Source organism: Niveispirillum sp., assembly GCF_017996735.1.
In the GTDB taxonomy this organism is placed as follows: Bacteria; Pseudomonadota; Alphaproteobacteria; order Azospirillales; family Azospirillaceae; genus Niveispirillum.
The window spans coordinates 1-14,535 of sequence record NZ_JAGOGJ010000154.1; the positions used below are offsets into that span (position 1 = coordinate 1).

At 62.8% G+C, this 14,535-nt stretch carries 11 protein-coding genes, 1 tRNA gene and 1 pseudogene; 4 read left to right on the forward strand and 9 right to left on the reverse strand.

Going from position 1 to position 14,535, the window contains the following annotated elements:
• The coding region (locus KBA48_RS28525; protein ID WP_292912088.1) for a GNAT family N-acetyltransferase at nt 1–249 on the forward strand (249 nt) is incomplete at its 5' end.
• On the opposite strand, the gene KBA48_RS28530 is transcribed toward KBA48_RS28525, so the two are convergent.
• Nucleotides 209–625: a hypothetical protein gene (locus tag KBA48_RS28530; RefSeq protein WP_292912089.1), complete on the reverse strand. Its 417-nt coding sequence runs from the start codon at nt 623–625 to the stop codon at nt 209–211. The two genes, KBA48_RS28525 and KBA48_RS28530, sit on opposite strands and share 41 nt — an antisense overlap.
• A gap of 13 nt (nt 626–638) precedes the next feature.
• On the reverse strand, nt 639–2,114 hold the full coding sequence (locus tag KBA48_RS28535) for an aldehyde dehydrogenase family protein (protein ID WP_292912090.1): 1,476 nt from the start codon (nt 2,112–2,114) through the stop codon (nt 639–641).
• Nucleotides 2,115–2,336: 222 nt separating this feature from the next.
• On the opposite strand from KBA48_RS28535, the gene KBA48_RS28540 reads away from it, so the two are divergent.
• Genes KBA48_RS28540 through KBA48_RS28550 form a run of 3 tightly spaced genes read left to right on the forward strand, consistent with a single transcriptional unit; the run spans nt 2,337 to nt 5,786 of the window.
• Nucleotides 2,337–3,194, forward strand: coding sequence for a GNAT family N-acetyltransferase (locus tag KBA48_RS28540; RefSeq protein ID WP_292912091.1), 858 nt, complete (start codon nt 2,337–2,339; stop codon nt 3,192–3,194).
• 49 nt (nt 3,195–3,243) lie between these two features.
• Complete coding sequence (locus KBA48_RS28545; protein WP_292912092.1) at nt 3,244–4,713, forward strand: NAD-dependent succinate-semialdehyde dehydrogenase; 1,470 nt, start codon at nt 3,244–3,246, stop codon at nt 4,711–4,713.
• Nucleotides 4,714–4,715: 2 nt separating this feature from the next.
• Entirely contained in the window at nt 4,716–5,786 is a 1,071-nt protein-coding gene (locus tag KBA48_RS28550; protein ID WP_292912093.1) for a tartrate dehydrogenase, read from the forward strand.
• A gap of 76 nt (nt 5,787–5,862) precedes the next feature.
• Here KBA48_RS28550 and KBA48_RS28555 read toward each other — a convergent pair whose 3' ends face one another.
• The 7 genes and pseudogenes from KBA48_RS28555 to KBA48_RS28585 all read right to left on the reverse strand — a co-directional run.
• Complete coding sequence (locus tag KBA48_RS28555) at nt 5,863–8,373, reverse strand: TonB-dependent receptor (RefSeq protein WP_292912094.1); 2,511 nt, start codon at nt 8,371–8,373, stop codon at nt 5,863–5,865.
• A 29-nt stretch (nt 8,374–8,402) separates the two neighbouring features.
• Nucleotides 8,403–8,798 (reverse strand): TonB-dependent receptor plug domain-containing protein, encoded by a 396-nt coding sequence (locus KBA48_RS28560; RefSeq protein WP_292912095.1) that lies wholly within the window; start codon nt 8,796–8,798, stop codon nt 8,403–8,405.
• Nucleotides 8,799–9,520: 722 nt separating this feature from the next.
• Nucleotides 9,521–10,786, reverse strand: coding sequence for an ATP-dependent Clp protease ATP-binding subunit ClpX (gene clpX, locus KBA48_RS28565; protein ID WP_292912096.1), 1,266 nt, complete (start codon nt 10,784–10,786; stop codon nt 9,521–9,523).
• A 240-nt stretch (nt 10,787–11,026) separates the two neighbouring features.
• Nucleotides 11,027–11,650 (reverse strand): ATP-dependent Clp endopeptidase proteolytic subunit ClpP, encoded by a 624-nt coding sequence (gene clpP, locus KBA48_RS28570; RefSeq protein WP_292912097.1) that lies wholly within the window; start codon nt 11,648–11,650, stop codon nt 11,027–11,029.
• Between the two features lie 70 nt (nt 11,651–11,720).
• The gene (gene tig, locus KBA48_RS28575; protein WP_292912098.1) at nt 11,721–13,061 is read right to left on the reverse strand and encodes a trigger factor; all 1,341 of its coding nucleotides are present in this window, start codon (nt 13,059–13,061) and stop codon (nt 11,721–11,723) included.
• 127 nt (nt 13,062–13,188) lie between these two features.
• Nucleotides 13,189–13,272, reverse strand: a tRNA-Leu gene (locus tag KBA48_RS28580).
• A gap of 115 nt (nt 13,273–13,387) precedes the next feature.
• Nucleotides 13,388–14,535 (reverse strand): annotated as a pseudogene (locus KBA48_RS28585) (transketolase); the annotation flags it as partial.

The window sequence follows — 14,535 nt, forward strand, 5'->3', positions numbered from 1 at the left end:
GTCCTTGCCCGGCTGGCGGTGGATATTTCCTGGCAGGGCAAAGGCCTGGGGCGATCCCTATTCCATGATTGCACGTGGCGGGTGTCGCAGGCGGCCGATCTGCTGGGCATCCGGGGCATCGTCGTTCATGCCATCTCTCCCCAGGCGAAGGATTTCTATCTGCGCCTGGGCTTCAATCCATCGCCGTTGGACCCGATGCTGCTGATGGTCACGCTCGACGATATTCGGCGGGCGTTGGGGATTGCTTGAGATAGTCTGGAATTCTTGAAAATCTCAAGAGGACATAATGAATATCAGAACCATCCCCATCAAAACCTAGCCAAAGGGACTTTGCCTCGACCTCACGAGAATTTCGATAGAAATACAGACGCTGGCGAAAAGATTGAATGTTCCGCTTGAGAACGGATACGATAATATTGATTGTTATAAGGCGTTCATTCTTGATCTGAACATCGGCGTGGTGGCGTTCAATCGTTATAGAGGAATGCCAGATGGTTCCACGATAATCACCTGTATGGAAGGAAGCACCGACCTTCCGAAACTGCTCTATGACATCATCACCACCCTTGAAATTGACGCGCGAGATATTGTCTGGACGTGTTTTTGGAACCACCCATTGCGCCAAGATTGATGCCCCCTCAAAACTCCACCAGCGCCGTTTTCACCTTCAAATTCGCCATATAGGCCTCGCGCCCCAAATCCTTGCCGATGCCCGACCGCTTGAACCCGCCGGTCGGCAGCATGAAATCGTTGGAGCGACCGTAACGGTTGACCCAGACGGTCCCCGCCTCCAATCCGCGTACAGCCCTGAGCGCGCGGGCAACGTCACCGGTATGGACGCCAGCGGCCAAGCCGTACTGCGTATCATTGGCCAGGGCCAGGGCCTCCTCTTCCTCCCGAAAGGTCTGCACCGTCAGAACGGGGCCGAAAATCTCCTCCCGCACAGCCTCCGCTGCGGCATCCAGATCGGCCAGGATCGTGGGCTGGAAAAAGGAACCATCCTGCGGACCGGCCGCGCGGCCACCACCGGTGATCAGCCTGGCACCAGCCGCCACTGTCCGCCCGACGATCCCATCGATCCGGTCCAGTTGCGGATGGCTGATGATGGGCGACAGGGTGGAGGACGGGTCCCAGGTGGGAGCCGCCTTCAGCGCCCGGAACCGGGCCGTGATCAGGTCCACCACCTGTCCCGCCACACTTTCCTGCACGATCAGGCGCGACCCCGCCACACAGACCTGACCAGCATTCAGGGTGATGGCACGGGCCACGATACCCGCCGTCTTGTCCATGTCGGGACAGTCAGCGAAGACCAGTTGCGGGCTTTTGCCCCCCAGTTCCAGGGTCACCGGCTTCGGCCCCGTTTCGGCACACGCCGTCATGATGGCCGCACCGGTACGGGTCGAACCGGTGAAGGTCACCTTGGCCACCAGCGGATGGCGGCACAGGCTGTCCCCCACCGACCTTCCATCCCCCTGGACAATGTTGAAGATGCCGGCGGGCAGCCCCGCCTGGATAGCCAGTTCCGCCACCCGCACGATGGAGAATGGTGTCATTTCCGAGGGTTTCAGCACCACCGAGTTGCCCGCCGCGATGGCAGGTGCCAGTTTCCAGACGGCCATGACGATGGGCAGGTTCCAGGGCGCCACAGCGGCGACCACGCCATAGGGCTCCGTGATGGTCAGGCCGAGCTTGTCCGGCGTGGTCGCGGCCACTTCACCTCCCACCTTGTCGGCGAATTCAGCATAGAAACGGATACATTCCGCCGAATAGGGAACGTCCCAGGCCGTCGCCTCCGCGATGGTGCGGGTGGAACCGACGGCTTCCAGCGCCGCCAGTTCATTGATATGGGCGTCCAACAGATCGGCCCAGCGGCGCAGCACCCGCATGCGCTGACGCGGGTCGGCCTTGGCCCAGCCGCTGTTGCGATAGGCATCGTAGGCGCCCTGCACCGCCGCATCCACCTGCGACCGGCCGGCACTGTCCAAATGGCCATAAACCTGCCCATCCGACGGGCGGCGGACCGGGATTTCAGCCCCGATGCCAGCGACGCGGGCGCCGTTGATGAAGTTGGAACCGGTGGGCAGGGTCAGGCTGTTGGGATCAAAGACGCTCACGGCGCGGCAACTCCGGCTGGCATTCCACATGCGACATGGATAACCCCGATGGCACGGCATTTGGTCGGGATCACCCGGAAGGGGCGCGCCACAATCTTCCGAAAACACCCGCATCCCGGCAGCGAATGCCACACGCCACCGCTTAATATGCCCGCATGAAAGCTGGGTTTGCGGCCACGGCAGTTCCTGCCGCCGCAGACCGGGACCCGAGGGGATGATGTGATGGAAAAACCGACCCGGCCCGCCGTAACCTTGCGGGCGATGACCGAGGCGGACCTGGAACAGGCCCATGCCCTGTCGCGCGAACTGAACTGGCCGCACCGGATGGAGGATTGGCAGTTCTTCCTGGAATTCGGCCAGGGTCTGGTGGCGGAACATGAGGGGCTGGTAGTGGGCACCGCCATGTGCTGGCTGTTCGGGGAACGGGCCGGCACGCTGGGCATGGTCATTGTGTCCCCGGCGGCCCAGGGGCTGGGTATCGGACGCAAGCTGATGACCGGCGTCATGGATATTCTGGGGGACCGGACCATCATGCTGCATGCTACGCCGGAGGGGATACCCCTTTATCAGAGCCTTGGCTTTGTGCCGGTGGGCGATGTGCTGCAACATCAGGGAACGGCCTTTTCCGTTCCGCTGCCGGAACTGCTGCCCGATGAACGCGTGCGCCCCATGGGCCAGCGGGACATGGAGATCATCCCCGATCTGGATGCCCGCGCCACGGGCATGGATCGTCGCCGTCTGATCGACACGATGGATAAAAGCGCGCTGGGCGTCATGCTGACCCGCGCGCATGAGGTGGCGGGCTTTGCCCTGTTCCGCAAATTCGGGCGCGGCTATGTCGTCGGCCCCACGGTGGCACCGGATGTCGGCGGGGCAAAGGCCCTGATCTCCCACTGGCTGGGCGCCAATGCCGGCATGTTCTGCCGCGTCGATATCACCGAGGATAGCGGCCTTTCCCCCTGGCTGGACGAACTGGGCCTGCAATGTGTAGGTCGGGTGACCCGTATGATGCGCGGCACGCCCCCGGCCCGCGATCCGGATTTCCACACCTTCTCGCTGGTCACGCAGGCACTTGGCTGAGCTGACCACCCTCCCCCTTCCCGGCCCATCATCCGACAGGCAGCCGATCATGACGCTCACCCTTTCCGATCCCGGTCTTTTCCGTCAGTCCGCTTTTATCGGCGGTGAGTGGCGGCAGGCCAACACGCTGGCCATGCTGGCCGTTGATAATCCCGCCGATGGCAGCATCATCGGCAGTGTTCCGGATTGCGATGCCGCCGACACGCAAGCCGCCATCGCCGCCGCCCATGCCGCCTGGCCAGCCTGGCGGGCGCTGACGGCCGGGGCGCGGGCCGATCTGCTGGAACGCTGGCACGCGCTGATCCTGGCCCATATCGATGATCTGGCCCGAATCATGACCGCCGAACAGGGCAAGCCCCTGGCCGAAGCCGCCGGTGAAATCCGCTATGCCGCCACCTTCGTGAAATGGTTCGCGGGCGAAGGCCGGCGTGTCTATGGCGGCATGATCCCCGCCCCCGATGCCGACCGCCGCATCCTGACCTGGAAGGAACCGGTGGGTGTGTCGGCCATCATCACGCCCTGGAATTTCCCCGCCGCCATGATCACGCGCAAATGCGCGCCGGCCCTGGCCGCCGGCTGTCCGGTGGTGATCAAGCCGTCCGACCTGACCCCGTTCACCGCGCTGGCCCTGGCCGTGCTGGCGGAACGGGCGGGCATTCCCGCCGGTGTGTTCAACGTGGTCACCGGTCTGCCCACGGCCATCGGCGGCGCGCTGACCGCATCGCCCATCGTCCGCAAACTGTCCTTCACCGGCTCCACCCGTGTGGGCGCGCTGCTGATGGGACAATGTGCAGACAGTATCAAGCGCCTGTCGCTGGAACTGGGCGGCAATGCCCCGCTGATCGTGTTCGACGATGCCGACCTGGACATTGCCGTCGGCGCCACCATGGCCAGCAAGTTCCGCAATGCCGGGCAGACCTGTGTCTGCGCCAACCGCATTCTGGTACAGGATGGCGTGTATGACCGGTTCGCCGACAAGCTGGCCGCCGCCGTCAGCGCTCTGCGCGTCGGGCTGGGAACCGTGGCCGGCACCACGATTGGCCCGCTGATCAATGACGCCGCTGTGGCCAAGGTCGCGGCGCACCTTGAAGATGCCCTGTCCAAGGGGGCCCGGATCTTCGCGACAAGCGAGGCGCCCGCCGGCCGCTTTGCCGCCCCCACCATCCTGACCGGTGCCAATACCGACATGCGGGTGGCGAATGAGGAGACGTTCGGCCCCGTTGCCCCGCTGTTCCGGTTCAAGGATGAACGTCAGGCGCTGGAGATCGCCAACGCCACACCGTTCGGGCTGGCCGCGTATTTCTATACCGAAAACCTGCACCGCGCCTTCCGCGTCGCCGAAGGCCTGGAGGCCGGCATGGTGGCGCTGAATACCGGCTCCATCGCCATGGAGATGGCGCCCTTTGGCGGGATCAAGCAGTCCGGTCTGGGCCGCGAGGGTGGGCCGACCGGCATTGAGGAATATCTGGAAACCAAGGCCTTCCACATTGGCGGCCTGAAACTGCACGAGGCGGTTTGACCATGACGCGCTCCTACAAGATCGCCGTGATCCCCGGTGACGGTATCGGCAATGAAGTGATGCCCGAAGGCATCCGCGTTATGGAAAAGGCGGCCAGCCTGTTCGGCTTCACTGTCGAACAGCAATGGCACGATTTCGCGCATTGCGACTATTACCTGAAGCATGGCCGCATGATGCCGGAGGACTGGAAAGACCAGATCGGCAAGCCCGACGCCATCTTCTTCGGCGCTGTTGGCTGGCCCGCCAAGGTGCCGGACCATATCTCGCTCTGGCAGTCGCTTCTGCAGTTCCGTCGCGAATATGATCAGTATGTCAATCTGCGCCCCGTGCGCCTGATGCCGGGCGTTCCCTGCCCCCTGGCCGGGCGCAAGCCGGGTGATATCGATTTCTGGATCGTGCGCGAGAATACCGAGGGCGAATATTCCTCCGTCGGCGGCACCATGTTCCCTGGCACCGACCGCGAAGTGGTGATCCAGGAAACAGTGATGACGCGCATCGGCGTGGACCGCGTCCTGCGCTATGCCTTCGATCTGGCCAACAGCCGCCCCAACCGGCACCTGACCTCTGCCACCAAATCCAACGGCATCGCCGTCACCATGCCCTATTGGGACAGCCGGGTCGAGGCGATGGCCGCCAATTATCCCGATGTCCGTTGGGACAAGTACCATATCGACATTCTGACGGCGCAGTTCGTGCTGAACCCTGACCGATTCGATGTGGTGGTCGGCTCCAACCTTTTTGGCGACATCCTGTCCGATCTGGGTCCGGCCTGCACCGGCACCATCGGCATCGCACCGTCGGGCAACATCAACCCGGACCGCACCGGCCCGTCCCTGTTCGAACCGGTCCATGGATCGGCCCCCGACATTGCCGGCCAGGGCATTGCCAACCCGGTGGGGCAGATCTGGTCGGCAGCCATGATGCTGGAGCATCTGGGAGAGGCCGACTCAGCCTCCGCCATTGTCGCCGCCATTGAGCGGACCTTGGCCGAACCGGCCCTGCGCACCCGCGACCTGAAGGGCAGCGCCGACACCACGACCTGCGGCAAGGCGGTGGCCGACGCCCTGGGCTGAAACCCATGGCACAAAGAAAAGCGGCGGGTCCCGTGGGACCCGCCGCCAAGTGATGAAGCAGAGTTGGTGAGGTCGATCAGAACTTGACCGACACCGCCATGAAGAACCGCTGTCCCAATGCGTCATACGTGTTGGTGAAGCTGTTCTGCTGGGAACCGATCATCGTGTCGGGCAGCATCGGGGGCTGCTTGTCGAACAGGTTGGTGACGCCGGCCGACACGGCAACACCCTCGACAACCTCGTACGAACCGGACAGATCGAACAGGTTGTAGGAACCGACCTTCGGATAGACCAGCGTGTTCGCCGCCGTGCCGAACAGCATGGCGTCGTTCTTCCAGGAACCGATATAGTTCCACTGGATCGACGCCGTCAGCGGACCGCTCATATAGGTGAAGGTCGTGGTGGCCTTCCATTCCGGAACCGGCTCGCCGCAGATGTTCGAACCACCATAGCCGGCACAGTGATAGACCGTGCCGCCGACAGACGGCTGCACGTCGAGCTTGTCACGCCAGGACAGGTCGGTCTTGACACGGAACTGGCCGTCGCCGTCGAGCGTCAGGCCTTCAGGAAGATCCTGGCGCCAGGTGAAACCGACATCGACGCCAGAGGTCTTCAGACCCGCATTGTTGACGGTCGGCACCTGCACAACAGCCAGATAGCCGTCGCCGGTACGGGTGATGGCACGGCAGGTGGCGCTCTGCAGGTTCTTGTTGGCGAAGCAGTCACGGACCACGCCCGCGGCACCGCCGCCAAAGCCGCCGATCTGGTCGTCCAGCTTGATCTGCCACCAGTCAACCGTGGCCGTGAATTCCGGCAGGAAGGCCGGGGTCAGCACCGCACCAACGGTCCAGGTGTTGGACTGTTCTTCCTTCAGATCGATGCCGACAACGGCGGCACCCTGGGTGAGCTGCTGGAACTGCGTCGGACGGGCATTGTTGAAGGCCGTGGTGCCGACGCTGGCGCTGGGCACACCCTGGCTGACGCAGAAGGCGCTATTATAGTTGGCAGCCGTCGACAGCAGGCAGGGATCGACGGTGGAGTTCAGCGTCGGGAAGCCGACCGCACCGCCCTGGTACAGTTCCAGGACGTTCGGGGCGCGGATGGCCGACTGGAACTGCGCGCGGAAGCCCAGATCCTTGACCGGCGACCATTCCATGCCGGCCTTCCAGCTCTTCACGGACCCGACCGACGAATAGTCGGAATAACGGATGGCCGCTTCGGCGGACAGGTTCTCGAAGAACGGCTGATCGGTGACCAGCGGGATGTAGGTTTCAGCGAAACCTTCCCACACGTCGAACGAACCGGCCGACGACAGCGCGGGGTTGAAGCCCAGGATGTCACCCGTGCGGATGCTGTCATCCACCCGGTCGGAATACTTGTTCTTGCGCCATTCACCACCGAAGGCCACGCCGACGCCGCCGGCCGGCAGGTCGAACAGGTTGCCGCTGATGGAGCCGTTCCAGACCTGCTGCTCGAACTGCTGCACGCGGTTGGTGTCGGTGCGGACATAGTCGGCGGCGGCCTTGCTGATGCGGCCCGGACCGAAGATGTCGATGGGCACGCAACCCTGGGCGCGGGCCGTGGCGTCAACGCAGATGGCGTTGCCGGCGGCATCGCGGGTGGCGTTCAGTGCCTGACGCAGGCGGGCGGACGACACGTCGTTGCGGACGATGACGTCACGCGTCACGCGGCCGAACGTGAAATAGGTGTCATAGGTGAAGCCGCCGATCAGGTCGCCCTTGATGCCGGTCGTGCTGTTGAAGGCGTTCTGATTGTTTTCCTGCTCGCGCGCACCCAGTTCCATCATGCGGCGGGACAGAGCGTTCGCCGTGGTGATGGAGGCATAGTCGTTCGCCGTGAAGCCCGGGGGCGCCACGAAGGTCGGGTCGGACGAAGCCGGATACAGGGTGCGCAGCTGTGCCACCGTCTGGGCGGTCAGCAGCGGGTTGGTCAGGTTGATGCGGATGGGCGGCACGCCGGGACGCGGCTGCGGGATCACGGCCGGGGTTTCGGCCAATTGCAGCGGCACGCGGTTGGTGACGAAGTTGAATTCTTCGTAAACCTTGATGTTCTCGTTGAACTCATGGTTGCCCAACGCGAACAGCGACAGGCGCTCCTGCGGCACGCGCAGATAGTTCACGGGCGAGAAATTATACAGGTCGCCGGCGCTGCTGGTGGTGCGGGTGCTGTCAAACGGACGCGGCACGCCATTGGCATCCCAGGTCAACACCGTCGTGCCACGGGCCAGACGGGCGCCGGGAGCGGTGGAGGAACCGCTGAACAGGATGGTCGGCACGCCGTTAACGACGCCTTCGGTGATCGCCTGCTTGGAATAGTCGCGATCGCCGGCCATGACCTCATCGCGCTTATTATATTCAGCGAACAGGGTCAGGTTGGACTTGCCGTCTTCGGAGCCGGTACCGATCGTCAGGTTGACGTTGCGTTCCTTGCCATCGCCTTCCTTGGTGATGCCATAGCGCGCACTGGCCTTGGCACCCTTGAAGTCATCCTCAAGGATGAAATTCACGACGCCGGCGATGGCATCGGAACCGTAAACGGCCGATGCACCACCCGTCAGAACCTGCACCTGCTTGATCAGCGAAGCGGGGACGTTGTTCAGGTCAACCGTGCCGGTACCATTGGCGGGATATACCGGCGACCATTCACCAGCACCAGGGTACGGGCCGAACCGATACCGCGCAGATCGACCGTGGCGGAGCCATTGCCGCCATTGTTGGAGAAGGCACCCAGCGCAGGGATGATCTGCGGCAGTTCGTTCAGAACACTGTCGACCGTGGCAGCGCCAGCCTGCTCGAAAGCGGCGGCATCGACAACGGTGACGGGGCTGGAACTGGTCAGTTCCGGGCGGGCGATACGCGAACCCGTGACCACAATTTCTTCAAGCTGCAGTTCCTGCGCACCAGCAACACCGGTGGCGGCGAGCCCCACAGCAGCGCCCAACAACAGGCCTTGCTGGAAACGGCGCGAAAAACGCCCGCGAACCATCTTCATTGTTATTCCTCTCAGGATTGCTGCGTCCCTGTCGATCTATGTCCATCGACCTAGGCACATTGGAGCGACAAAATTGGCGCACTGACACGACAGCGCAACGGTGCTTTCATCGTGAAAGTCTTTTGGGCAAAATCTGTGACCGATCCGCAACAATAAGCCCATTTATCCATATAAATTTGCGATATACCGCCAAATATCATAAGGATATATTTGAATTTCAATTGAGAAATTTTTGGAAACATTAGGAAAAATATAAATATTACTTTCATATTAACACAATATTAACGAAATAGAAACACTACCGTCATTGCGATACATTTTGACACAAACATCCAAAATCCGCCAATTCGGTCTGGCTTGGGAAGCGATTATCCGAATATCGGTACCGACGCAGACTTCCCAGCACCATATCGCCATCCGAGATCATCTGAAGGGGAAGACGGGCGAATGTGATGACAGCGCCGGCAAACCAGATACCAATCCCGCGAATCGCGGCATGCCGCGGCGACGGAGAGCCGCAGGCCGTGGGCCGCGGCTAAGGGCGAGCACAGGCGTCAGTCGGGGAGCACGCAGGATGAAGGGGAGCGGCCACAAGCCAAAGTGATGACATGAAGGCCGCAGCGTCCTATGTCACCAATGCGGTGGGAATCCAGACCCCATCAACGACAAAGGCGGCCTCCTCTCGGGGGCCGCCTTTGAAGCATGACGTAACAGCAGCTATATCAGGCGCCGGGTGCCACCTGATTGGCGCGGTCGGAATAGATGTAGAGCGGCTTGGCGCGGCCCTCCACCACTTCCTTGTTGACCACGATCTCCTCTACACCGGTCAGGCCGGGCAGGTCGTACATCGGATCCAGCAGGATGCTTTCCATGATGGAACGCAGGCCACGGGCACCTGTCTTACGCTCGATCGCCTTGCGGGAAATCGACCGCAGCGCTTCCTCATGAACCGTGAGCTTCACGTCCTCCATCTCGAACAGGCGCTGGTACTGCTTGACCAGGGCGTTCTTCGGCTTGGACAGAATCTCGATCAGGGCAGCTTCGTCCAGGTCATGCAGCGTAGCCAGGACCGGCAGACGGCCGACAAATTCGGGGATCAAGCCGAACTTCAGCAAGTCTTCCGGCTCCACTTCCCGCAGGACATCGCCCATACGCCGCTCGTCCGGCCCACGGACATCGGCGCCAAAGCCGATGGACGTCCCCTTGCCGCGCGCCGCGATGATCTTTTCCAGGCCAGCGAAGGCGCCGCCGCAGATGAACAGGATGTTGGTCGTGTCCACCTGCAGGAATTCCTGCTGCGGATGCTTGCGCCCGCCCTGCGGCGGCACGGAGGCGACCGTGCCTTCCATGATCTTCAGCAGGGCCTGCTGCACGCCTTCGCCCGACACGTCACGCGTGATCGACGGGTTGTCGGACTTGCGGCTGATCTTGTCGACCTCGTCGATATAGACGATGCCGCGCTGCGCCCGCTCGACATTATAGTCGGCAGACTGGAGCAGCTTCAGGATAATGTTCTCGACATCCTCGCCCACGTAACCGGCTTCGGTCAGCGTGGTCGCATCGGCCATGGTGAAGGGCACGTCGATGATGCGGGCCAGCGTCTGCGCCAGCAGCGTCTTACCCGAACCGGTCGGACCGACCAGCAGGATGTTCGACTTGGCCAGTTCCACATCATTGTGCTTCGCACCGTGGGCCAGGCGCTTGTAATGGTTATGGACGGCCACAGACAACACGCGCTTGGCATGCTCCTGACCGATCACATGATCATCCAGCACCGTGCTGATATCGCGCGGGGACGGCACACCGTCGCGGGACTTCACCAGCGTGGTCTTGTTTTCCTCGCGGATGATGTCCATGCACAGCTCGACGCATTCATCGCAGATGAACACGGTGGGGCCGGCAATGAGCTTGCGCACCTCATGCTGGCTCTTTCCGCAGAAGGAGCAGTAGAGGGTATTCTTGCTGTCGCCGCCGGTCGACTTGGTCATTTGCGCTCCGTACATCACCGGATGGCGCATGGCCGATGGCCCGGCTGGCCCCGACCGATACGCCCCGACACCCTGTGCCGGGTGTCTGCTTTCAAGGGGCGTCCTTGCCTTCTCCGGTTCCCCAACCATCCGTTACCGTTTGGCGGAACCCCAGGGCCGACAATGGACGCCCTCTCGCACCTATTCAACAACACCCGAAGCGGCGGGATCAATATATACTTGTTCGCCACCGCTTCCGCTTTACGCCACCTGGGTAAGGCCACCCGGGCGACCGGCGATCACCTCATCGATGATGCCGAACACCTTTGCCTCTTCCGGGCTCATGAACTTGTCACGTTCCACAGCCTTTTCAATGACATCCAGGCTCTGGCCCGTGTGCTTCACGAAGATCTCGTTCAGCGTTTCACGCAGGCGCAGGATTTCCTGTGCCTGAATCTCGATATCGGCGGCCTGACCCTGCGCACCGCCCGAAGGCTGGTGGATCATGATTCGGCTGTTGGGCAGCGAGAAGCGCTTGCCCTTGGCACCGCCGGCCAGCAGCAGGGCACCCATGGAGGAAGCCTGCCCCATGCAGATGGTCGCCACGGGGCAGCGGACATACTGCATCGTGTCATAGATCGCCAACCCAGCCGTCACATAACCGCCCGGCGAGTTGATGTAGAAGGAGATTTCCTTGGTCGGATTCTCCGCTTCCAGGAACAGAAGCTGGGCACAGACCAGACTGGCAACGGCATCGTTCACACCGCCCACCAGGAAGATGATCCGTTCCTTCAGGAGGCGGGAGTAGATGTCGTATGCCCGTTCGCCGCGGTTGGTCTGCTCGACCACCATGGGAACCAGCGCGTTCATCTGCGGTTCAATCATGATCCCTGCTTCGCTCCTAACCAGAAGCCGCGGGGTCCTGGATTGGCCCCCGCGGTACTTTACAGCGGCCTCAGGCGGCCGCCACTTCGTCCTCGTCCGGATCGCGCATCAGCTCTTCAACCGACACGGTCACTTCGTTCACCTTAACGGTTCCGAGGATGAAGTCGACAACCTTATCCTCGTAAATCGGCGCACGGAGGCTTTCGACGGCCTGCGGGTTCTTCTGGAAGAACTCGAACACCTGCTGCTCCTGGCCCGGATAGCGACGAACCTCGTCGAACATGGCCTTCTGCAGCTCCTCGCGCGTTACAGAGATATTGTTACGGCGACCGATTTCGGAAAGGAGCAAGCCCAGACGCACACGCCGGACAGCAATGTCACGATATTCAGCCTTCAGGGCTTCCTCGTCCTTGCCTTCATCCTCGGCATCCGCACCGCCACGGGCCAACTCTTCCTGGAGACGCTTCCAGATCTGGTCGAACTCGATCTCGACCATGCCGGCCGGAACGTCGAAGCTGTGCAGTTCAGCCAGCTTGTCCAGCAGCGAGCGCTTGGCGCGCAGGCGGGAGGTCTGGCCATACTCGCCCTCGGTGCGCTCCTTGATGGCGGCCTTCAGGGCCTCCAGATCGTCGAAGCCGAAGGTCTTGGCCAGGTCGTCATTCAGTTCCGCATCCTTGCCGACGCGCAGTTCCTTGACCTTCACCTCGAACACGGCTTCCTTGCCGGCCAGTTCGGCGGCGTGATACTCGGCCGGGAAGGTCACGTTCACGGTGACGTCGCTGCCGGCCTTGGCGCCGACAAGCTGCTCCTCGAATCCGGGGATGAAGGAACCGGAGCCCAGCTCCAGCTCATAATCGTCACCCTTCATGCCGGGACGCTTCTCGCCATCGACAGAACCGTCGAAATCGATCAGCAGGATATCGCCCAGGGCGGCGGCGCGGTCATCCTCCACCTTCTCGGTGGTGCGGCGACCCTTGGACAGGCGGCCCAGGGCCTCGGTCACGGTGTCGTCGGCGACGGCGGCAACCGGCTTCTCGATCTCAACGGCGGACAGGTCGGCCGGCTCGATCTCGGGCAGCAGTTCGACCTGGACGGCAAATTCCAGATCCTGGCCCGGGTCGAACTTCAGCACTTCGATCTTCGGCTGCAGGGCCGGACGCAGGTTGTTGTCGGCCACGGCCTTCTGGGCGCCGTCATTGACGGCGGCTTCCAGCACCTCGCCCATGACCGACTGGCCATAGCGCTGCTTCAGGATCGGCATCGGGACCTTGCCGGGGCGGAAGCCCGGAATCTTGACGGTCTTGCCGACCTCGGTCAGCCGGGTCTGCACCCGCGATTCGATGTCCTGGGCCGTGATAACGACCTTGAAGTCGCGGCGGAGGCCTTCAGCGCTGGTCTCGGTGATCTGCATGGGACGAAATGCCTGTCTTCTGTCTGCTCGCCCCAGCCCCCTTCTGCCATTGACAGGGACCGAAGCTCCCGCGGGTGCGCCGATATCCGGCTTCCGCGGTGGGTTGCGGGTCAAAACTCAAAACTCGTGGTGCGGGCGAAGGGACTTGAACCCCCACGTCTTTCGACACCGGAACCTAAATCCGGCGCGTCTACCATTCCGCCACGCCCGCCCGCCGGGCAGACCTGGGGTCCGACCGTGGGAGCGCACCGTATAGCAAGCCGAAACAGGCTCGCCAAGCGCGGAATCTGCCGGGGCTGTCGTGCCCGCGCTATTGGTGTCGCGACCTACTCCAGCAACACCCGCGCGGCGGCGTCGATGATGGCGTCGGCATCCAGATGCAGGGTGCGGTAAAGGTCGGGAAGATCGGCCGACTGCCCGAAACTTTCCACCCCCAGGGCCGCCACCTTGTGCCCCCTGACGCCCCCCAGCCAGGACAGGGCGGAGGGGTGGCCGTCGGTCACCGTCACCAGCCGTGCGGCAGGCGGGACCGACGAGAGCAACCGTTCGACCGGCGACAAGGTCCCCTGCCCCGCCTGCCGGGCGCGGCGCGCCGCCATCCAGCCCTGGTAGAGACGGTCAGCCGACGTGATGGCCAGCAGACCGGCCCCCGGCACATCCTCCAGCAACTGCCCGTGAGCGGCCAAAGCCTCCGGCGCCAGGGCCCCCATATAGACAAGGGCAAGGTCCGTGTCGGGCGCCGGCGGATGCAGCCAATAGCCACCCTCGATCACCGCCGGCGCATCCAGCGGCCGCGACGGCTGCTCCAGAGCACGGGTGGACAGGCGCAGATAGAGGCTGCCCCCATCCGGCTTCTGCATATGGTCGAATCCCCAGCGCATGATGGCGGCCAGTTCATCGACATAGGCGGGTTCGAAGCTGGACAGCTTGGGCAGGCCCATGCCGATCAGCGGTGTGGCGATGGATTGGTGTGCGCCGCCCTCCGGCGCCAGGGTCACGCCGCTGGGTGTGGCCACCAGCATAAAGCGCGAATCCTGATAAAGCGCGTAGTTGAACGCATCCAGCCCGCGCATCACGAACGGATCATACAGGGTGCCCACCGGCAGCAGCCGGGCGCCGAACAGATCATGGCTGAGGCCGAGCGCCGCCAGCATCAGGAACAGGTTATGTTCGGCAATGCCCAGTTCGATATGCTGGCCCTGCGGGTCACCCTGCCAGCGCTGGGCCGACACGACCTTCTGTTCCTTGAAGATGTCGTGTCGTTCGTGGCGGTCGAACAGGCCACGGCGGTTGACCCAGGCCCCCAGGTTGGTGGAAACGGTGACGTCGGGGCTGGTGGTGACGATGCGCGACGCCAGTTCCGTATCGCCCTTGGCCAGTTCGGCCAGCACCTTGCCGAACCCTTCCTGCGTGCTCATCCGTTCCGTTATCGCAACATCCAGACGTTCCGGTACCGGTACGGTCGCGGCGGACA

Excerpts from the sequence above, each read along its gene's own strand:
- clpP (WP_292912097.1), bottom strand. The coding sequence starts at position 11,650 with ATGATTGAACCGCAGATGAACGCGCTGGTTCCCATGGTGGTCGAGCAG.
- KBA48_RS28550 (WP_292912093.1), top strand. The coding sequence starts at position 4,716 with ATGACGCGCTCCTACAAGATCGCCGTGATCCCCGGTGACGGTATCGGC.
- clpX (WP_292912096.1), bottom strand. The coding sequence starts at position 10,786 with ATGACCAAGTCGACCGGCGGCGACAGCAAGAATACCCTCTACTGCTCC.
- KBA48_RS28560 (WP_292912095.1), bottom strand. The coding sequence starts at position 8,798 with ATGAAGATGGTTCGCGGGCGTTTTTCGCGCCGTTTCCAGCAAGGCCTG.
- KBA48_RS28540 (WP_292912091.1), top strand. The coding sequence starts at position 2,337 with ATGGAAAAACCGACCCGGCCCGCCGTAACCTTGCGGGCGATGACCGAG.
- tig (WP_292912098.1), bottom strand. The coding sequence starts at position 13,061 with ATGCAGATCACCGAGACCAGCGCTGAAGGCCTCCGCCGCGACTTCAAG.
- KBA48_RS28545 (WP_292912092.1), top strand. The coding sequence starts at position 3,244 with ATGACGCTCACCCTTTCCGATCCCGGTCTTTTCCGTCAGTCCGCTTTT.